15 protein-coding genes are annotated in these 19,752 nt (G+C 70.2%); 5 read left to right on the top strand and 10 right to left on the bottom strand.

Annotation, left to right across the window (positions count from 1 at the left end; translation table 11 throughout):
* Positions 1-16: 16 nt before the first annotated feature.
* Positions 17-2,722 (bottom strand): YhgE/Pip domain-containing protein, encoded by a 2,706-nt coding sequence (locus tag DEO23_RS10935; protein ID WP_109276073.1) that lies wholly within the window; start codon positions 2,720-2,722, stop codon positions 17-19.
* Complete coding sequence (locus tag DEO23_RS10940) at positions 2,719-5,499, bottom strand: MMPL family transporter (RefSeq protein ID WP_109276074.1); 2,781 nt, start codon at positions 5,497-5,499, stop codon at positions 2,719-2,721. Before DEO23_RS10940 ends, DEO23_RS10935 begins: the two co-directional genes overlap by 4 nt.
* 165 nt (positions 5,500-5,664) lie before the next feature.
* On the opposite strand from DEO23_RS10940, the gene DEO23_RS10945 reads away from it, so the two are divergent.
* The 5 genes from DEO23_RS10945 to DEO23_RS10965 all read left to right on the top strand — a co-directional run bounded on the left by DEO23_RS10945 (position 5,665) and on the right by DEO23_RS10965 (position 11,105).
* A complete protein-coding gene (locus DEO23_RS10945) occupies positions 5,665-6,462 on the top strand; it encodes a TetR/AcrR family transcriptional regulator (protein ID WP_109276075.1) in 798 nt (265 codons plus the stop codon).
* 39 nt (positions 6,463-6,501) lie between these two features.
* On the top strand, positions 6,502-7,290 hold the full coding sequence (locus DEO23_RS10950) for a queuosine precursor transporter (RefSeq protein ID WP_109276076.1): 789 nt from the start codon (positions 6,502-6,504) through the stop codon (positions 7,288-7,290).
* A gap of 16 nt (positions 7,291-7,306) precedes the next feature.
* Positions 7,307-8,584, top strand: coding sequence for an MFS transporter (locus DEO23_RS10955; protein ID WP_109276077.1), 1,278 nt, complete (start codon positions 7,307-7,309; stop codon positions 8,582-8,584).
* A gap of 59 nt (positions 8,585-8,643) precedes the next feature.
* Positions 8,644-10,101, top strand: coding sequence for a multidrug effflux MFS transporter (locus tag DEO23_RS10960; RefSeq protein ID WP_240613360.1), 1,458 nt, complete (start codon positions 8,644-8,646; stop codon positions 10,099-10,101).
* Between the two features lie 143 nt (positions 10,102-10,244).
* Positions 10,245-11,105, top strand: coding sequence for a GH25 family lysozyme (locus DEO23_RS10965; RefSeq protein WP_109276078.1), 861 nt, complete (start codon positions 10,245-10,247; stop codon positions 11,103-11,105).
* Between the two features lie 61 nt (positions 11,106-11,166).
* Here DEO23_RS10965 and DEO23_RS10970 read toward each other — a convergent pair whose 3' ends face one another.
* The 8 genes from DEO23_RS10970 to DEO23_RS11010 form a co-directional block, all read right to left on the bottom strand.
* Positions 11,167-11,982 (bottom strand): endonuclease/exonuclease/phosphatase family protein, encoded by an 816-nt coding sequence (locus tag DEO23_RS10970; protein ID WP_109276079.1) that lies wholly within the window; start codon positions 11,980-11,982, stop codon positions 11,167-11,169.
* Positions 11,983-12,189: 207 nt separating this feature from the next.
* Complete coding sequence (locus DEO23_RS10980) at positions 12,190-12,768, bottom strand: maltokinase N-terminal cap-like domain-containing protein (RefSeq protein WP_109276081.1); 579 nt, start codon at positions 12,766-12,768, stop codon at positions 12,190-12,192.
* Positions 12,769-12,846: 78 nt separating this feature from the next.
* Positions 12,847-13,860: a GNAT family N-acetyltransferase gene (locus tag DEO23_RS10985; protein ID WP_165831809.1), complete on the bottom strand. Its 1,014-nt coding sequence runs from the start codon at positions 13,858-13,860 to the stop codon at positions 12,847-12,849.
* 94 nt (positions 13,861-13,954) lie between these two features.
* Positions 13,955-14,809 (bottom strand): ABC transporter ATP-binding protein, encoded by an 855-nt coding sequence (locus tag DEO23_RS10990; RefSeq protein WP_109276280.1) that lies wholly within the window; start codon positions 14,807-14,809, stop codon positions 13,955-13,957.
* Positions 14,810-14,814: 5 nt separating this feature from the next.
* Positions 14,815-15,795: an ATP-binding cassette domain-containing protein gene (locus DEO23_RS10995; RefSeq protein WP_109276083.1), complete on the bottom strand. Its 981-nt coding sequence runs from the start codon at positions 15,793-15,795 to the stop codon at positions 14,815-14,817.
* Entirely contained in the window at positions 15,792-16,904 is a 1,113-nt protein-coding gene (locus DEO23_RS11000; protein WP_240613361.1) for an ABC transporter permease, read from the bottom strand. The genes DEO23_RS10995 and DEO23_RS11000 overlap by 4 nt, the downstream gene beginning before the upstream one ends.
* A 1-nt stretch (position 16,905) precedes the next feature.
* Positions 16,906-17,916 carry an ABC transporter permease gene (locus DEO23_RS11005; RefSeq protein WP_109276084.1) on the bottom strand — a complete coding sequence of 337 codons (1,011 nt, stop codon included), beginning with the start codon at positions 17,914-17,916 and terminating at the stop codon, positions 16,906-16,908.
* A 9-nt stretch (positions 17,917-17,925) separates the two neighbouring features.
* On the bottom strand, positions 17,926-19,749 hold the full coding sequence (locus DEO23_RS11010) for an ABC transporter substrate-binding protein (RefSeq protein WP_109276085.1): 1,824 nt from the start codon (positions 19,747-19,749) through the stop codon (positions 17,926-17,928).
* Between the last annotated feature and the right edge of the window lie 3 nt (positions 19,750-19,752).

Below are 19,752 nucleotides of genomic sequence, written 5' to 3' on the forward strand. Positions count from 1 at the left end.
CCGGGCCGCGTCCGCCTCAGGCGGCCGCACCACCGGCCCGCAGGTGTTTACCGGGGCGCACCGTCCGGGCGCCCCTCGAGGCCACCAGGGTGACCACCACCGACACCGCGAACCAGGCGGCGATGGCGAGCAGGGTCCCCGCGGTCGAGGTCAGCGAACCGCCCAGCGAGGCATGCACCAGACCGCGACTGACGATCGTGATCGGCATCAGGCCGCTGATCGACTGCAGCAACGGCGGCGCCGTCTCGAGCGGGAGGATCCCCACCAGCACCACCACCTGCAGCACCATCAGCACGATCGAGAGGATCCTGCCGATCCGATCGCCCAGCAGAGCGAGCAGCGCCTGGTGGAAGGCCGCGAACATCACCGCCCCCGCCAGGCACACGAGTCCCACCGAGAGCGGCGAGACCGGGTCCACACCGATGGCCGTGATCACCGCCAGCACGGCGATGGTCTGCACGAGTGCCAGCAGCAGACCCGGCACCAGCGACCGCAGCACGACCTTCCACATGGGCACCGCGCCGTCCAGCAGCCGCTTGGACAGGGCGGGCATCAGCAGGAAGATCCCGAAGGCACCGAGCCACATGGCCAGGGCGGCGACGAAGGGGAAGGTCGCCGTGGCGGCGCCCGCCGCCTCGTGGGCCCGGGAGGAATAGCTCGAGATCGGCTGGGAGGCCTGGCTCGACATCCTGTCCCGCTCGGACTTCGAGTAGTTCGGGATCTGGTCGGCGCCCTTGTCCAGGCCGTCGGCCAGATCGCCCGTCCCGTCGGCGAGCTTCGAGGAGCCGTCGGCGAGCTTGTCGTTGCCGTCGGCCAGCTGGTCGGTCCCGTCGGCCAGCCCGGAGGCCCCGTCCGCGAGCCCCTGCGTGCCGTCGGCGAGCTGCGAGGTGCCGTCGGCCAGCTGGGAGGATCCGTCGGACAGCTTGTCCGCGCCGTCGGCGCTCTGGCCGACGCCGTCGGCCAGGTCCGAGGCGCCGCCGGCGAGCTTGTGGGCGCCCTTCGCGCTCGAGTCCGTCCCGTCGGCGAGCTTCTGCGCGCCGTCGGACAGGTCCGAGGCGCCGTCCGCGCTGTCCCTGGTGCCGTCGGCCACCTTGGTCGCCCCGTCGTCGAGGTCGTCGACGCCGCCGGCGAAGCGGTGCAGGCCGTCGGTGTACTGCTGCAGGCCGTCCACGAGCTCGGGAACCTCGGTGCCGAAGGTGTCGGCGCCCTCGGCGACCTGCTCGGCGCCCGTGGCCAGGCCCGGGTTCTGCGCGGTGCCGTCCCCCTCGAAGACCTGGGAGACACCGTCGGTGTAGGAGTCGACGCCGTCCGCGGTCTGCTGGGAGATGGACGCCAGGTCGTTGCCCTGACCGTCGCCGGCCAGAGCCGTGTCCAGGCCGTCCTTCTGCTGCGAGAGGCCGGCGGTGGCCTCGGCGCACTTGGCGTCGTCGCGATCGTCGACGCAGTACTGCTGCACCGCCTCCACGGTGGCGTCCATGCCCGGGTTCTGACCCCCGTCACCATGGACGACGCTGTCGACCCCCTGCACGCCCTTGGCGACGCCGTCGGCTCCTTCGCTCAGTCCGTCGCCGGCGGTCTTCAGCCCGGGGTTCTGCGCGGTGCCGTCGCCGTTCCAGGCCGCGTCCGCCCCGTCGCCCAGCTGCTGTGCGCCGTCGGCGAGGTCCTTCGCGCCCTTCTCCAGGCCGGGGTTCTTCGAGGTCCCGTCCCCGGCGATCCCGGCGGTGATCGCGTCGGCCGAGGGCACCAGACCCGGGTTCTTGGCGGTGCCGTCCCCGCGCAGCGCGGTCTTCAGCCCGCCCACGCCGTCGGCGACGCCCTGGGACCCGTCGGCCAGGTCTCCCAGCCCGTCGGAGAGGGAGGACGTGCCGTCCGAGAGCTGGTCCGCGCCGCCGGAGAGGTCGTCGAGACCGTTCGCGAGATCGTCGGTGCCGCCCGCGAGATCGTCGGCACCGCCGGAGAGCTGACCGAGCCCGTCGGCCAGGTCCGAGGTGCCGTCCGAGAGGTCGCCGGCACCCTTGGAGAGCTCGGGGGCGTTGTCGGCCAGCTGCTGGGAGCCGTCGGCCAGCTCGTCGGCGCCGTCGGCCAGGTCGTGGGTGCCGTCGGCAGACTTCTTCACGCCGTCGTCGAGCTGGTCGGCGCCGTCGGAGAGGTCCGAGGCGCCATCGGCGACGTCACCGAAGTTCTTGTGCATCTCGTTGAAGCCGACGTAGAGCTTGTCCAGGTACTGCTCGGTGAACTGACTGCCCATCGACTGGGAGGCGGCCTTGGCCACCGTCGAGCCGATGAGGGAGTCGAGCATGCCGGAGGAGTCGTCCGTGTACACCTGCACCTGGGCCTTCGCGGCATCGGTGGAGCCGATCGAGGCGAGGTTCTTCGAGAAGTCCTTCGGGATCACGATGACCGCCGAGTAGGTGCCGTCCTTCAGTCCGTCCTTCGCGTCGTCCTGCGAGGTCAGGGACCAGTCGAATCCTGTCTCCTGATCCGAGTCCTTCGCCGTCGAGGGCTGGGTGAGCGCCCCGGCGAGGGTGCGCCCGAGCGGGACCTGCTGCTCCTTGCCGTCGACCTTCATGGTCGCGCCGTCGTCGAGGTTCACCACGGCGGCCGGCACCTTGTCGATGTTGTCCACGCGCCCGGTCAGCGCCCACATGCCGATGCCCGCGACGAGCAGCGGCAGCAGCAGGACGATGATCAGGGAGGGGATGTGGCGGGAGAGCGTTCTCATGCGTGGGCTCCTTCCACGACGGCGGCGGAGGACGGGGCACGGTGCACGCGCAGGGCGATGTGACGGTCGGGATCCTCGAGTGCGTCGATCACGCGCTGTTCGGCCTGGGACGCCTCCAGGCCCGAGTCGACCCGGGAGCCGGCGATCACGGCGGTGCCGCCCCGCATCAGCTCCTCGAGGCGGTGGACGGCCTCGCCGGCGGTGAGGTCGGCGGCGTGGGCGAGATCGGTGATCTGGTCGATGACGACGAGCTGCTGCCCGCTGCCGCGGCCGTGGATCTCCCGGATGCGCCCGAGGATGTCCTCGCCCGGCCCGATGCGGTGCACGCGCGACTGGATCGCGCCGAGGTCGTCGGGCGCCAACCGGTCGTGGACGGCGAGGATCCCGGAGCGCGGGGCCAGCCGGCCGCTCACCAGGTCCAGGAAGGTGGCGCGCGCGGCGTCGTCGGCGCTGCGGGCCACCAGCAGGCTGCCCGGCTCCAGCGCCCCGGTGAGCGGTCCGAGCCGTCCGGACTCGCCGACCAGCGGCACGACCAGGTCCTCCATGCGCACGGCCATGTCACCGTGCTCGGCGGTCCACTCCCGGTGCTCGAGGACGGCCGCCAGGCCCTCGCCCTCGATGTCCAGGCGGGGGAGCAGGGCGTCGAGCCAGCGCGGCAGCCACCAGGCGTGACGACCCAGCAGGGCGAGCACGGCGGGCACGAGGGTCATGCGCACCACGAAGGCGTCGACGAGGACGCCCACGGCGAGCGCGATCGCGATCGGCTGCAGCATGAAGCTGCCACCGGGCACGAACGAGGCGAAGACCGAGAACATGATGAGCGCGGCCGCGATCACCACCGGCGCGCTCGCGCTGAATCCGCGCTCGATCGCCCCGTGGGCGTCGCCCGTGTGCACGTACTCCTCGCGCATGCGGGAGACCAGGAAGACCTCGTAGTCCATCGCGAGGCCGAACAGCACACCCATGCACATGATCGGCATGAAGGCGATGACGGGACCGACCACGTGGATGCCGAGCGCCTCGTTGCCCCAGCCGTACTCGAAGACCATCGCGACCACACCGAAGGCCGCCCCGACCGAGAGCAGGTACCCCAGGGAGGCCTTGAGCGGGACCCAGATCGAGCGGAAGACGACCATCAGCAGGATCAGCGAAAGGCCGACGACGAACACGCCGAAGGGCAGCAGGGCGTCGGTGAGACGGTCGGTGATGTCGATCGCGACCGCCGTCTGACCGGTGACCCGCACGTCGGAGATGTCCAGGTCCTTCTCCCACGAGGAGGAGTCCGATCGCATCGTCTTCACCAGGTCCGCGGTGGACTCGTCCGTCTGCGAGCCGTCGGGGATGACGACCACCACGGCCATGTCGGCTCCCTCGTTGGGGGTCGCCAGCTGGACCTCGTGGACGTGGGGGAGGTCCTCGATCCGCTTCTCGAGATCGTCCACCGCACCCAGCGGGTCGTCGGAGTTGATGATGTCGGCGGTGACCAGCAGGGGACCGTTGTACCCGGCGCCGAAGTCCTTCGCGACCAGGTCGTACGTCTGTCGCGCATCGGTGTCCGGCTTCTCGGTGCCGAGGTCCGGCAGGCCCAGGCGCAGATCCTTGATCGGGATCGCGAGGGCACCGATCGCGACCACCACCACCAGGATCGTCACCACCGGCACCTTGGTCACCAGGCGCACCCACCGGCTGCGTCCGGCGGGGCGGGCCGAGGCGTCCTGCTCGGGCTCCGGGAGGACCCCGCCGTTGGCGGCCATGGCGCGCCGGACCTTGCGGGGGCGCAGGCGCTCGCCCATCAGGCCCATGATCGCCGGCAGCAGGGTCAGGGCCACCAGCACCGAGACGGACACGGTGGCGGCGGCCGCGATGCCCATGATGTTCAGGAACGGGATACGGGTGACGAAAAGGCCCACCAGCGCGATCACGACGGTGAGCCCGGCGAAGATCACCGCGCTGCCGGAGGTCGCCGTCGCCTCGCCGATCGATTCCTCGACGTCGGTCCCGCGCGCCAGCTGGCTGCGGTGGCGCGAGAGGATGAACAGGGCGTAGTCGATGCCGACCGCGAGGCCCAGCATGGCGCCCAGCGAGATCGTCACCGAGGGGATCTCCATCGCGGAGGAGAGCGCCATCACCGCGAGGATCGAGACGCCGACCCCCACCACGGCACTCACGATCGGGATGAAGGCCGGGACGACCGACCGGAACGCGACCGCGAGGATGATCAGGGCCGCGAGCAGACCGATCACCTCACCGGGCCCCATCGGGACCTCGGAGCTCTGCAGGATCTGCCCGCCGAGGTGCACCTCGAGGCCCTCGGTGTTCGCGTCATCGGCGATGGTCTCGAGCTTCTCCAGGGCGCCGTCGGGGAAGGCCCCGGGCGACCCTTCCATCTGCAGGCTGCCGATGATGGCCGAGTCGTCATCCGCGCGGGTCCCGGGGCTCTGGTCGTCGAACGGCGAGGGAGCGCTCTGGATCCCCTGGACGTCGGAGACGTCCTCCATGGTCCGGTCGATCCGCTTCTCGTGGTCGTCGACGGTGGTGCCGTCGGTCGCGACGAAGACCAGCTGCCCACCGGTCCCGCTCATCTGCGGGAAGCGGTCGGCGAGTTCGTCGAGCCCCTCCTGCGCCTGGGTGCCGGGGATCTCGAACTGGGTCGAGAACGCGCCGCCGAGTCCCACGGCGAGGACGCCCATGACCACGAGCAGGGAGAGCCACGTCCCGACCGCTTTCCAGCGAGCACGGGCCATCGCACGTCCGAGGCGGTACAGGGTGGATGACACGTGGCGGTCTCCTGTCGGCGGAGGGAGGTGGGAAGAGAGGATCGCTCGAGAACTCCCCAGCCGTGGGACGGTCCCGGACGGGCTCCGGGGCGGCGCCGGCAGGGACCACGGTGGTGTGGTGCAGCACAGCCCTGGATACACGGATGTATCGGTAAGATGTTACCCATGGACACCGCACATCCGGAAGCGTCGACCCGCGCCTCGGACCTCCTGCAGGGAGCGCCCGTGGGGGACGAGACCCGGCGCAAGGAGAACACCCGTTCGCGCCTGGTGCGCGCCGCCGTTCAGGTGTTCGCGGAGACGGGCCTGGACGGGGCCACGATCGACGACCTGGTGAGCGCCGCCGGCTTCACCCGAGGCGCGTTCTACTCCAACTTCGAGAGCAAGGACGAGGTCTTCGGAGCGGCCTTCGCGCTCGCCACCGACCAGGTGATCCAGATCATGCGCGAGCGGGTCTCGGCGGTGCGCGCCGAGCACGGCATCCTCGAGACCATCGCCCCCGGGGAACCCTCGAGCGAGGACGCCGGCATCATGCTCTCGCTGTTCGAGGTCATGCGCCCCTTCGGCCGCCAGTGGTGCCTGCTGCACACCGAGGCGGTCACCCACTCCCTGCGCTCGCAGGAGGCCCGCGACGGACTGGTCGCCCAGCGGCGTCTGCTGCGCGCGACCGTCGCCGAGGTCCTCTCCGAGACGGCTCCCGACGTGGAGCTGCGGGGAGGAGTGGGGTACGAGGACCTCGCGCAGCTGCTGATCGGCGTCTTCGTCGACCTCATCACCCGCGAGCAGCTCGAGGGCGAGGACGTCTCCACTCTCGCCTCCACGACGATCCTGGGCACGCTGCACGCGTTCCTGGTCCCGGTCGGCGAGACCGGCGCCGGGAGCTGCGTCCCGCAGCGCGCGGCCGACGGGGGAGAATACTCAGCGGCCGACCCGGTCGTCGGCCCACGACCGCTGCCCCGGTGATCCGTCGGGGCGCCCCGCCCCGCATCCTCAGGAGACCCCATGAGCACCGCGTCCCCCTCGCCGGCGCCCGGCCGCACCGCCGGGAAGCCTGGAAGCCCGGTCGGCATCGCCTACGCCGACCGGGGATCCTCGCACTACGACATCCTCGCGATGATCATGTGCGCGGTGGTGATCCTCTCGGGCATCGGGGCGGCCAAGGGCGTCTTCTTCGGCACGGTCCCGGGGATCGGCTTCGACATCATCACCGACGGTGCCTTCTTCCTCTTCCCGCTGGCGTACATCGTCGGCGACATCATCACCGAGCTCTACGGCGTGCGCGCGGCGCGGCGCGCGATCATCATGGGCTTCATCGTCAACATCCTCGCCGCCCTGTGCTACCAGGTGATCATCGCCCTGCCGCCCTTCCCGGACGACTACGGGCTGGCCAAGCAGGAGGCGATCACCATGGCCCTGGGGCCCGTGTGGATCGTGGTCCTCGCCGGGCTCGTGGGCTTCGCCGCCGGCCAGAGCGTGAACTCCCTGATCATGAGCGGCATGAAGCGCCGGGCGGGGGAGCGGGGCCTGATCGGCCGGCTGTTCTCCGCGAGTGGCGCGGGCGAGCTCGTGGACACGATCCTGTTCTGCACCATCGCGGCGAGCGCGATCGGCATCACCACCGTGGGCGACTGGGCGCAGTACACGATCCTCGGCTTCGTCTACAAGGTGGCCGTGCAGTACCTGGTCATGCCGATCACCGCGGCCGTGATCCGGCTGCTCAAGCGTCTGGACCCGACCTACCAGGCCGCTCTCTCGGCCACGCGGTCCCCCGAGGAGGCGCCCGCCGTATGAGGACGGCCCGCCCGGCATGAGCACAGCATCCCCGAGCGCGAGCGAGGAGGCACGCTACCCCCACGGCTCGGCGGGCTACCGCCGCGTGGTCGGAGCCGTGTTCCTGGCAGGGTTCGCGGTCTTCCTGGTCATGTACGACACCCAGGGACTGCTGCCGCAGATCGGCAGCGGGCTGGACGCCGGCGAGGCGGCGACCGGGTGGACGGTCGCGGCGACCACGCTCGGGATGGCACTGGGAATGGTGCCGCTGAGCACGGTGGGTCTGCGTCGCGGCCTGTTCCACCGGATGCTCGTCTTCCTGGTGCTCTCCGGCGTGATCGGTCTGGCCTGCGCGCTGATGCCCACGCTCGTCGCACTGATCGGCGCCCGGTTCCTGCAGGGCCTCGCGATCTCCCTGGTGCCCGCCAGCGCCCTCGCCCTGATCGGCGAGCGCATCGCGCCGGAGGCGATCACCTCCGCCACGGGCGTGTACCTCGCCGGGAACACGGTGGGCGGGCTGTGCTCGCGTCTGCTGCCGGGCGTCCTCGCCGAGTTCGCGTCCTGGCGCTGGGCGATGGGCGTGATGGCCCTGCTGTGCCTCGCGTGCGGGCTCGGTGTCGCGCTGCTGCGCCCGCGGCAGGGGAGTGCGATCCCGGCAGCGGGCGCCGCGTCGAGCGACGGGTCCGGTGCCATGCTGCGCACGCTGCGCGCCGCCCGTGCCTCCCTGGAGATCCCTGGGGTGCTCGCGGCGTGCGTGATCGGTGCGGCACTGATGGCCGCCTTCAACAGCGCGTACACGGTCGTGGGCTTCCGTCTGCAGGGGCCGGAGCTCGGTCTCGGGCCGGCCGCTGCCAACGCCGTCTTCCTGCTCTACCTGCTGGGCACGGTGACCTCCGCCCGGGCGGGGAGGATCGTGGGACGGATCGGGCTGCTGCCCGCCCTCCTGCTCTCGGCCGCCGTGGTCGCGGCGGGCTACTGGATCGCGCTGCCCTCGCACGTGGTCTGGGTCGTCCTGGGGCTGGGCGTGATGACCGGCCTGTTCTTCCTGGGCCACTCGAGCGCCTCGGCGACGGTCGCCCGTCTCGCCCCCTCCTCGGCGCGCTCGACCGCCTCCGCGATCTACCTCAGCGCCTACTACGTGGGCGCGACCGTCGGCTCGGCGCTCGGCGCGACCGGCTACGAGCACAGGGGCTGGGTCGCCACCGCCCTGCTGGGGACGCTCTACGCGGCGATCGCGGCGATCGCCGCGCTGCTGGGTTCTCGAGCCATGAGACGGCGGCGCGAGGTCGGTGCGGCCCGGGGAGTGCGCGACTAGGCTTCGAGGACGGTCGCACGCGGGACGCGCGGGCGATCCATCCCTCGGAAAGGTCCTCCGTGTCCTCGCGCCCCCGCGACCCCGACCACCGCTCCGACGCACAGACGCGCCACGAGCACGACCGACATCCCCGTCCTCGACACCCCGGCCCCGATCCCGAGCTGGTGAGCACCGCGACCGGCGGTCTGCCGACCCTCACCGGCGACATCCCGACCATCACCGGCTCGGTCCCCACGATCACCTCGGGCATCCCCGTGCTGGAGGACGTGGCCGACCGCGAGCTCGCCCACCGCCCCAGCGAGGACGAGCTCGCGGGGACGCGCGGACGGGTGACCGCCCTGGTCATCCTGGTGCTGACGACGCTCAGCGCGATCGGGCCGCTCGCCACCGACATGTACATCCCGGCGTTCCCCGACGTGACCGCGGACCTCGGGACGAGCGCCTCGCGGATGCAGCTCACCATCACCGCGTTCTTCCTGGGGACCGCGAGCGGGCAGATCATCGCCGGGCCGCTCTCGGACCGGGTGGGGCGCCGGGTCCCGCTGATCGCCGGCATCTCCCTGTGTCTTATCGCCTCGATCGTGTGCGCGTTCGCGCCGGACGTCGGCGTACTGCTGGTCTTCCGCGTCCTGCAGGGATTCGGCGGAGGCTTCGGGATGGTGCTGGGACGCGCAGTCCTGATCGACCTGACCGACGGACCCGAGCTGTTCCGCATCATGAACATCATGCAGGGAGTGGGCGGGATAGCCCCGATCGTCGCCCCGCTGCTGGGAGGGCTCATCCTGCTGGTGGGGCAGTGGCGAGAGGTCTTCCTCGTGATCGCCGCAATGTCGCTGCTCTCCCTGGTGGGGACCCTGCTGCTGATCCCCGAGTCGCTCCCGCCGAGCAGGCGCCACAGCGGGGGACTGCACACCTTCGCCCGCAACTGCGCGATGCTGCTGCGCCGCCGCCAGTTCGTCGCCTACATGCTGGTCAACGCGTTCTCGGCGTTCGCCCTGATGGCCTACGTCTCGGCGTCCTCGTTCGTCGTCCAGAACATGCTGGGCTTCTCCTCGACGGCCTATTCGATCAGCTTCGCGATCAACTCCTGCGGGATGATGGCCATGTCCTTCCTCTCGGCGCGGCTGACACGCTCGTTCCACCCGCGCCCGCTGATCCGGACCGGCCTCACCATCGTGGTGACCGCCTCCTTCGCGCTGCTCGTCGGCAGCCTGTTCCTGGACACCCCCGCGTGGATCGTGCTGCCCGCGTTCTTCCTGACCGTCGCGCCGCAGGGGATGATCTTCGGCAACGGGGGAGCGCTCGCTTCCCGGGCGGCGCTCGAGGTCGCCGGCACCGGCTCGGCGATGCTCGGGCTGGGCTTCTCGATCTCCGCCTCGCTGGCCGCCCCGCTGGTGGGTCTCGGCGGCACCGATTCCTCCCTGCCGATGGCCGTCGTGATGGTTGTCGGCTCGCTGATCTCGGTCAGCTGCTTCGTCGTCGCGGGACGAGGGAGCGGGCGCCGGGCGGAGCACTGACACGGACCGCGGGCCACGCCAGGCACGGCGCGCGGCGACACGCGCGGGAGCGACGTGACAGTGATCCTGGGCTCGTGTGCGGTTACGGTGGCCGGGCGCGGCTCGCTCCGGAGTCGCACCTTCCCCCATCACAGGAGCATCCCGTGTCCCGTTACGTCCCCCGGCACGCGCGTGCCACCGGCGCCCCAGGACCGTCCTTCCTCTCGCGGCGCAGCACCCCCCGGAACCTCCGATCCGACGAGTCAGGATCCGGGGCGTCCTCGCGCCGGGCCCTTCTGCGCGGGGGAGCCGTCGGCGTCTCCGCCCTGACGATCGGCGGGCTCGCGAGCGCTCCCGCCTCCGCGGCCTCGATCCCCGCCGGCATCCCCGGTCAGGACGTGTCCACGTACCAGGGCAGCGTCGACTGGGCGGCCCAGAAGGCCGCCGGCTCCCGTTACGTGTTCATCAAGGCGACGGAGGGTGCGACCTGGCGCTCCTCGACCTTCAACCAGCAGTACAGGTCGGCGACGTCGGCCGGGCTGATCCGCGGTGCCTACCACTTCGCCCGCCCCGATTCGGGCGACCCCGAGGGCCAGTGCGAGGCGTTCCTGAACGGCGGCGGAGGCTGGAGCGCCGACGGCCAGACCCTTCCGGGCCTGCTCGACATGGAGGCCGTCTCGGGCGTCCCCAACGACTTCGGGCTCTCCCAGCAGCAGCTGCGCGACTGGATCTCCGGGTTCATCGCCGCCTACAAGGCCGAGACCGGGCGCCGACCGATGGTGTACACCAACGCCAACTGGTGGGACGAGGTCGTCGGCGACTTCGCGCCCTCGAACACGCCGCTCCAGGTCGCGTACTACAGCTCCTCCAGGCCCTCGAAGATGCCGGGCCGCTGGTGGGACTGGGACATGTGGCAGTTCTCGGACTCCGGGCCGTTCGCCGGTGACTCGAGCGTCTTCCAGGGCACCGAGAGCGAGTTCGAGGCCTTCGTCGGCGACGCCGGGTACAGCCCGCGCGGGATCTGAGCGACTCCTGCTCGAGCCCCGATCCGGTCGATCACTGTCGATCCGGCCGGATCGGGACCGCTCAGACCAGGGGGATCAGGGCATGGATCGGTGCATGGTCCGACGCCGCACGGACGCCGGAGGGCACCGCGCCGATCCCGATCCGCTCGGCGCGGACGTCCGGTGAGCCGAGCATCCAGTCGATCCGTTCGGCGCCCTCCGTCCGCTGCCCGTAGTCGGTGAACGACCCCCAGGCGGGTGTCACCCGTTCGCGAGCGCCGTCCCAGAGGTCCACGAGCGGACCTCGTTCGACCAGCAGGCGCCAGGCAGGGGAGCGCGTGGGGGAGTTGAAGTCCCCCGTCACGATGATCGGCAGCTCTGCCATCTCCTCGCTCGTGACCAGCTCGGCCAGAAGACCGGCGCTGCGCACGCGAGCATCTTCCACCTCGTGGTCGAAATGCGTGTTGACGTGCACGAACTCCGCCCCGGTGGGCTCGTCGCGCAGGCGCGCCCAGGTCAGTATCCGGGTGACGGTGTTGCCCCAGGTGCGTGAGCCGACGGTACGCGGCGCGTCCGAGAGCCAGAGCTGGTCCCACGCCGTCACGGTGAGCCGCTGCGCGTCGTAGAAGATCGCGGCGTGCTCGCCGGCGCTGCCGCCTTCACGGCCGTAGCCGATCATCCGGTGCCGCGGCAGGGCGCGCTGGACGACGGGCAGCTGCGGGAAGGTTCCTTCCTGGATGCCCAGCAGCGTCGGCTGCTCGCTGCGCAGCAGTTCGTCCAGCAGCGGCGCACGGTCGGGCCAGTGGTCGGGATCGCCGGGGTGCGTGAGACCCGATGCCATGCGGATGTTGAACGTCATCACGTGCAGGTGCTGCTCGTCGGCCGGACCGAACATCATGCGGATCTCCTCGTCGAGTCGTCCATGTCGTCGATGCTCATCAGCCTACGGGCGATCAGCCCAGAGCCGTCGTCCCTGCACGCCGTCGCGCCCTCAGACACACCCGGGCTCAGGCACACCCGGAAAGCGCCGATAATGCACGTTATGTAAAGTAGACCGGAAGAGGGCCAGGCGCGCGGACTCCCCGGTCCACACTTCCGCCGACCGTCAATCCGCGACCTCGAAGGCCGCGACGACGCCGCTGCCGTCCGACCACTCCGCGACGAGCCGCACGGTTCCGTCCACGCCGCCGATGCTCTGGGCGATGACGAACGGCGCGCCACCCTCGAGCTGTTCGACGCTCGGGACCTCGACGCCGGCGTCCACCTCGCGCCGCAGCCTGATGCTCTGCGGCCGGTGCTCGACGAGTTCGCCGTTCTCGTACACGTCGAGATCGGCCTGGTCCTGCGCGCCGGCGATCGCCCTCAGGAAGCAATCCAGCGCGACCTCGTCCTCGAGCCCGTCATAGATGTACCGCGTGCCCAGCACCGAGTGCTCCATGGTCGCGACCAGGTCGGCATCCTCGTCCTCGAGCGGAGCGTCGCGGTAGCTCAGCACGAGATGGAAGACGATCTCCCCCGAACGCACCAGGTGACACTCGATCCCTACCTGACCTGCAGGATCGTCGAACCTGTACGCGCCGAGCACAGTGAACTCCCCCGGTTCGAGCCAACCGCGCGCGGTCAGCAGACCGTGGAGGATCTCGTTCTTCGACGGTGTCAGCTCGGCCCGATGGATGATCGCCATGGCTCCACGCTATCCGGCCCGTCGTGCGGAAGCGGCGCCGGTCGGTCCGGTGTCGACGTCGAGTTCCGCTACAGCGTTTCACGACAGTTCTTTACTGTACAGGGCAAATGATTTGTCCAGTATGAAACCGAGACGGCCGTAGAGCCGGGTCGCCCCCGTGAGGCTCTCCCCGTCGACCTCGAGCTCGACGTCGTCGAACTCCCCCGACCGCGTTGCCAGACGCAGTGTGCGCGTCAGCGTCGCGGTCGCGACGCCTCGCCCGCGGGCTCCGGGCCGCGTGCCGACGAGGCCGATGTAGAGACGGCGCGGCTGCCACACCTCGGTGATCACATAGCCCTGGACGATGCCGTCGGCATCGCGGGCGATGGTGGAGAACTCCGGGCGCCGGGTCGAGGCCTGCCAGAGACGGGCCCAGCGATCGGCGCTCGCGGGTGCCGACCCCCAGTGATCGGCGAAGGCCTCCACGTGCGCGGCGTGGACCGCTGCCGACTCTCCCTCCCCTGGCGTGACGAGCTCCAGGCCGTCGATGCGCGCGGGTTCCGGGAGGCTCTCGTCCGGCAACGGCCGCAGCATCTCCTGGAAGGTGCGTACCTGCTCGAACCCGCGTGCCGTCAGCAGCGGGCGCACGTCGGCCCCATCGAGTCCTCCCCCGACGTGGAGGTGACCGGGGCGCCCGGGGTGGACGGCCTCGGCCAGGCGCCGCCCCATCTCCTGCTGGCGATCCAGCAGCCGCCCTCCGATGCCGCGACGGCGGTAGTGCGGGTGGACCCCGCCCTCCAGGCGCACCCGCGCACGACCCTCACGGTCGGGGTGAGTGGCGACGTCGACCGAGGCGGTCGCGATCAGCCTCCCTGCGTCGCGCACGGCGAGGGAGTCGCGCGCGAGGTCGAAACCGGGAAGGCTCAGCTGATCCCGGGCTGCCTCGAGCGGCATGGTCTCCCCCGTGCCGTCGGCATCCGCGATGTCGCCGAACAGCGCCTGCAGCTGCTCGGCGTCCTCGGGGCGCAGGGTGTCCCAGGTGAGGTCGGCGCTCCCCCGGCCCTCTCTCGGCTCCGGGAGATCGGCGACGGGCATCATGTCGGCATCGTTCACGTGCCTCACCGTATCGAGCCAGGCGCGGGGGCACCTCATGAATACGTCCTCTCGCGGCCGCCCGACCGTTCCGCTCAGCGGACGCGGCCCCGCCTCACGCCGGGCGCTTGAGGCTCCCGCGGAGATCCGGCACGTCGGAGAGCAGACGCTTGGTGTAGTCGCCCCGGGGATCGAAGATGACCGCCTCGGTGGTGCCGCGCTCGACCACGCGCCCGTGCTCCATCACCGCGACCCGGTCGGCGAGGTAGCAGGCCTGGCCGATGTCGTGGGTGATGAACAGGACCGTCAGCCCGAGGTCGTGCTTGAGGTCGTGCAGGACGTTCAGCACGTTCACGCGCAAGGTCGCATCGAGCATGCTGGTCGCCTCGTCGGCCAGCAGCACGGTCGGCTTCATCATCAGGGCGCGGGCGATCATCACCCGCTGCCGCTGACCGCCCGAGAGCTGGTGCGGGAACTTCCCGAGCGCCTGGCCGGGTGTCAGGTCGACATATCCCAGACAGGTCTCGATGAGGTGGTCGGCCTCGTCGGCGGGCACCTCGGCGAGGTGCAGGCTGCGGCGCAGCAGGGACCCGACGGTGAAGAACTGGTTGAAGGAGGCGAAGGGGTCCTGGAAGACCGCCTGGACCTCTCGCCAGTAGCCGCGGAGATGGCGTCCGTGCAGGTGAGTGACGTCCTGCCCGCGGAAGGTGATCGTCCCCGAGGTCACCGGCATGAGCCGCAGCAGCATCCTGGCCAGGGTCGACTTCCCCGAGCCGGACTCCCCCACCACGGCGAGCACGCTGCTCGCGGGGAACTGCAGCGTGACGTCGTCGACCGCGAGCACCTTCCCGCCCGCGACGCTGAACTCCTTGCTCACGCCCTCGCACTCCAGGACGGCTTCACCGCTCGTCGTGCTGTGGGTGTACGTGCCCTCGGCCTCGTCCTGCACGGCGCTCACTGCCTGCTCCATGTCCTTCATCCCTTCCTCGCACGGGACCCGGCGTGACGCGCGGGCACCCCGGAACGGGCGGGCCGCGCCGTCGCGGCGGTCGATCGTCCCTCCGGCGGTTCGCTCCCCCGGCCGCGCGCCTGCCCGCGCTGCCTGGTCTCCTCCGTCGGGTCGAGCACCGAGGAGAGCAGCTTCTTGGTGTAGTCGTGCTGCGGGTCGTTCACGATCTGCTCGGTGGGGCCGGTCTCCACGATGCGACCGGCGTTCATGATGGCGAGACGATCCGAGACCTGCGAGAGCACAGGCAGGTCGTGCGTCACGAAGACCACGCCCGACATGATCCGCTGCTCGACCATCGCGAGCAGCATCTCGACGAGCATGCGCTGGCTGGAGACGTCCAGGGCCGAGGTGGGCTCGTCGGCGATCAGCAGCCGCGGGTTCAGCAGCGTCGAGATCACGATGATCACGCGCTGCTTCATGCCTCCCGAGAGCTGATGGGCGTAGGAGTCCAGCACCCTCACCGGCAGCTCGAGCATGGTGAGCCGCTCGCGGGCCAGATCGAGGGCCTCGTCCCTGCTCACCGAGTGGTCGTGGGCGCGCACGACGTCGTGGACCAGGGAGCGGACCCGCAGCGTCGGACTGATCGCGTTCATCGCGCCCTGCGGGAGCATCGAGACGGTGCCTCCGCGGAACCGCCGCTGACGCTTGATGTCGGCGTTGCCGCGGACGGTCGAGAGGTCGATGCTGCGCCCGTCGATCTCCAGGGTGCCGCCCAGGACGTACAGCGGCGGGGTCGCGATCATCGCCAGGGAGTTGCCGAGAGTGGTCTTCCCGCATCCGGACTCGCCCGCTAGCCCGAGGATCTGCCCCTCCCCCAGCTCGAGGCCGACGCCGTCGACGGCGGTGAAGTCCTTCTCGCCCCCGCCGTAGACGGCGGTGACGTCGAGCGCGCGGGCGAGCAGTCCCTCGCGGGACGGGGTCTGCGGGGCGGTGGGGGCGACGCTCATGCGAGGCCTCCTTCCTGGGTCCGTGCCGTGGCGGTCGAGGTCGGTGCGACCGGGGTCGGTGCGACCGGGGTCGGTGCGGGCGGCGTCGCGGGCCCGTCGGATCCGCTCCGCCCGCCGTGCTCACCGCGATCCTCCGGCTCGCTGCGCCCCTCCTGCTCGCTGCGCGAGGACGCCAGCTGCGCGGCCTCGGCGGCACGGCGGGCGGCGGCCTGCTTCATCTGGCGACGCCGGCCCCGCCGCAACCGTGGGTTGAACACCTCGTCGAGGCTCGCCTGCAGCAGCAGGAAGCCGAAGGAGACCAGCGTCAGGATGATCGTCGGCGGCAGGAAGGCCCACCAGGCGCCGCTGCCGACGGCCTGGAAGGCGAGAGCCCAGTGCAGCTGGGTCCCCAGCGAGTTCGCCCCCGACGGCCCCAGCCCCAGCATCGACAGGGCGGCCTCGGCGAGGATCGCCCCGGAGACCTGCAGCACGAAGGCCATCACCGTGTAGGACAGGATGTAGGGCAGCACGTCCCGCATGAGGATCGCGGGCAGGCGCGACCCGGAGAGCCGGGCGACGTCGATGTGCTCACGGGTGGCGACGGAGCTCGCCTGGGCCCGCACCGCACGCGCGGTCCACGGCCAGGCGGTGATGCCGATGACGATCGCGAGGGACCAGATCGTGCTCTTGGGCAGCGAGATCGAGATCAGGATCAGCACGATGATCGAGGGGATCGCGAGCACCACGTTGGTGACGCCCATCAGCAGCTCCTCGATCCACCCGCCGACGAACCCGGCGAACAGTCCGACCACGACGCCGATCACGGTCGCCACGATGCCGGCGACCAGACCGATCACCAGCGAGGTGCGGGTGCCGGCCATCAGCACGGCGAGGACGTCGTGGCCGAAGTTGTCGGTGCCGAAGACGAGCCCGTTGCCGGGGGCGTCGTAGAGGGAGCCGACCTTCTCCCCCGGGCCGGTCGGGTACACGTAGCCGGCCAGTCCCAGCAGGAGCACGAAGGCCACCAGGACCAGGGCGATCCAGAACCGCGAGGAGAGGTTGATGCTGCGGAACGGATTGGACCGCGGTGCGGCCTTCTCGTCCGTGAGCGGTGCATTGGGGGCCGACATGTCACTTCTCCCCTGTCGCTGCGGCGCGGATGCGCGGATCGACGATGCCGTAGACGATCTCCACGCAGAAGTTGGCGACCAGGACCGCGACGGTGATGATCAGCGTGATCGCCTGGATCACCGGGTAGTCGTTGTTCGATATAGCGGAGAACAGCAGGGATCCCACGCCCGGGTAGTTGAACACCAGCTCGGTGATCAGGGCGCCGCCCACGAGCGTGCCGATCGATAGCGCCAGCCCTGTGATCTGCGGGAGCATCGCGTTGCGGAAGATGTACTGGGTGACCTTGTTGTCGCCGATCCCCATCGCCCGGGCGTAGTTCACGTAGTCCCCGCCCAGCTCGTAGATGGCCATCGAACGCATGCCGACGGCCTGACCGCCGATGAACACGATCACCAAGGAGAGGAAGGGCAGCCAGTAGTACTGGAGCGCGTCCAGGAGGAAGGACGGGCTGAGCGAGGGTGTGCCGCCCAGGGAGTACGCCCCGCCCACCGGGAAGACCCCCGCGACGACGGCGAGCACGTAGAGCAGCAGGATCGACAGGCAGTAGTAGGGCATCGCCGAGAGGAACAGCGAGGAGGTGAACACGCTGCGGTCCCAGTTGCCGCCGCGGAAGGCCGCGACCGCGCCCACCAGGTTTCCCAGCAGCCAGCCGATCACGATCGCCGGCAGCTGCACGGCGATCGACCATGGCATGGCCTCCCCGATCATGTCGTTGACCGAGGTCGGATAGGAGGCGAAGGACGTGCCCAGATCGCCGGTGAACACCTTGCCCAGGTAGGTCACGAACTGCTGCCACAGTGGCTGGTCCAGTCCGAACTCGGCCACGAAGCTCTCGTAGATCTGCTTCTGCTGCTCGCCCGTGATGGAACCGCCGCGGGTGAGGTTGGAGACGATGACGTCGACGGGGTTGCCCGGGACGAGCCGGGGCAGCAGGAAGTTCAGGGACACTGCTGCCACCAGCGCGACCAGGTACCACACCGTCTTGCGTGCGATGTAGCGTCCGAGGTTCACGACAGCACCTCAGCCGCCGATCTTCTGGATCTTGAAGATCCACTGGTTGCCCGCCCCGCGGAACATCGGCGGCGCGTAGTCGTTCTCCTCCGTGGGCCAGTTCGACCAGTTCGAGGCGTTGAACTCGAAGAACTCGTCGGGCCGGTACATCAGCGGGAAGGCGGGCACCTCCTTGCGGTACAGGTCGTCCAGGGCCGTGATCGCCGACTTCTTGGTGTCGTCGTCGGCGGCGGCAGCGGCCGCCTCCAGGAGGTCGTTGACCTCGCTGTTCTCCCAGCGTCCGTAGTTGCGGTAGGCGGTCTTGCCCAGATCGGCGAGCTCGACGTTGCTCATCACGTCGCTGAAGCGCTGCCACGGCGTCGCAGGGTTCGCGCCCGCCACGTACCAGCACGCCATGTCGAAGTCGCCGTTCTGGACGGACGTGGTGACCTGCGCCTGCTGCGGGAAGTTGGTGGCGGCGTCGATGCCCACGGCCTTGAAGCTCTTGGCCACGATCTCCAGCGCCGCGTTCCAGTCCGTCCAGCCCTGCGGGGTGATCAGCTTCCAGGGACCGAGCTTCACGCCGTCCTTGGCGTAGATCCCGTCGGAACCCTTCGCGTATCCCGCGTCCTTCAGGATCTGCTCGGCCTTCTTCGGGTCGTACTTCCAGCCGTCGGACGTCGCCTTGTCCTTGTCCAGCCACTCCGACTCGGCCCCCTCGGGCAGGATTAGAGAGGCCACGACGTCCGGCGAGTACCCGGACATCGCGGTCTCGGCGATCGAGGCGTAGTCGACCGCGTAGGCCATCGCGCGGCGGACCTCGGTGTCCTTCAGCCCGTCCTTGGTGGTGTTGATGAGGAACATGGGCATCGAGCCCGCCACGAAGTACGGCGACTCCTGCAGGTAGGTCCCGACCGGCTTGCCCGAGTCCCACATCTTCGAGATCTGCGGGATGAACTGCTGCATGACGTCGAGCTCGCCGTTCTGGAACTTCAGGTTCCCGTCCTCGTTCGACTTGAAGATCGGGTGGATGACCTTGGTGGGAGCGGGCACTCCGCCGTAGAAGTCCTTGCCCCAGTACTTCTCGTTGCGGGCGAGGATGATCTGGGTCTGGTCGGACTTCTCCAGGGTGTAGGGGCCGGTGCCCATGCACTCCTTCGTCTCCCAGGTCGCGATCTTCTTCCCGGTCTCCTCCGCGGCCTTCTCGAAGACCGCCTTGGGCACGATGAACTGCTGGGCGAGGGTCGCCAGCACCATGCCCACGTTCTTGCGGTCCTGGTTGATCGCGACGTTGATGGTGTTGCCGTCGGCCGTGACCTCGTCGACCTCGACCCAGAAGGAGGCGACCCCGAGGCTGGGGTCGATCTTGCCGAGCTCGAAGGTGTACAGGACGTCATCGGTCGAGAAGTCGCTGCCGTCGTGCCAGGTGATGCCGTCCTGCAGGGTCAGTGCGATCGACGAGGTGCCGTCGACCTCGTACTTCGCGGCGAGGCCGGGGAGCAGCTTGCCGGAGACGACGTCGTAGCGCAGCAGGGTCTCGTAGACGTACTGGGCGACGTTGCCCGAGGCGGGCCAGGTCGGCGCCGCGGAGAAGGTGTTGAAGTTGCTGGGCGGGTCCCACTGGAACCCGGCGATGAACAGGTGGTCCGCGGCGTCTCCGCTGCGTCCCTTGCCGGCGGCTCCGTTGTTGCCGACGCCCTTGAGGTCGCCGGAACCTCCGTCACCGGATCCCCCGCCGCTGTTGCCGCCGCAGGCGGCCAGGGCCAGGGTGCCGCCGAGCGCTCCGGAGGTCGCGAGGAAGCCGCGCCTGCTGGAGCCCGAGGGGATGTGTGGGGTGGGGACGCGCTGGGACATGGT

Source organism: Brachybacterium endophyticum (assembly GCF_003130585.1).
GTDB lineage: Bacteria > Actinomycetota > Actinomycetes > Actinomycetales > Dermabacteraceae > Brachybacterium > Brachybacterium endophyticum.

What these genes read in the sequence shown, in the direction of transcription:
- DEO23_RS10970 (WP_109276079.1), bottom strand. Translation starts at nt 11,982, where the DNA reads ATGATGTTCGGTCCGGCCGACGAGCAGCACCTGCACGTGATGACGTTC.
- DEO23_RS10995 (WP_109276083.1), bottom strand. Translation starts at nt 15,795, where the DNA reads ATGAGCGTCGCCCCCACCGCCCCGCAGACCCCGTCCCGCGAGGGACTG.
- DEO23_RS10980 (WP_109276081.1), bottom strand. Translation starts at nt 12,768, where the DNA reads ATGGCGATCATCCATCGGGCCGAGCTGACACCGTCGAAGAACGAGATC.
- DEO23_RS10955 (WP_109276077.1), top strand. Translation starts at nt 7,307, where the DNA reads ATGAGCACAGCATCCCCGAGCGCGAGCGAGGAGGCACGCTACCCCCAC.
- DEO23_RS10950 (WP_109276076.1), top strand. Translation starts at nt 6,502, where the DNA reads ATGAGCACCGCGTCCCCCTCGCCGGCGCCCGGCCGCACCGCCGGGAAG.
- DEO23_RS10945 (WP_109276075.1), top strand. Translation starts at nt 5,665, where the DNA reads ATGGACACCGCACATCCGGAAGCGTCGACCCGCGCCTCGGACCTCCTG.
- DEO23_RS10990 (WP_109276280.1), bottom strand. Translation starts at nt 14,809, where the DNA reads ATGGAGCAGGCAGTGAGCGCCGTGCAGGACGAGGCCGAGGGCACGTAC.
- DEO23_RS11010 (WP_109276085.1), bottom strand. Translation starts at nt 19,749, where the DNA reads ATGTCCCAGCGCGTCCCCACCCCACACATCCCCTCGGGCTCCAGCAGG.
- DEO23_RS10935 (WP_109276073.1), bottom strand. Translation starts at nt 2,722, where the DNA reads ATGAGAACGCTCTCCCGCCACATCCCCTCCCTGATCATCGTCCTGCTG.
- DEO23_RS11000 (WP_240613361.1), bottom strand. Translation starts at nt 16,904, where the DNA reads ATGTCGGCCCCCAATGCACCGCTCACGGACGAGAAGGCCGCACCGCGG.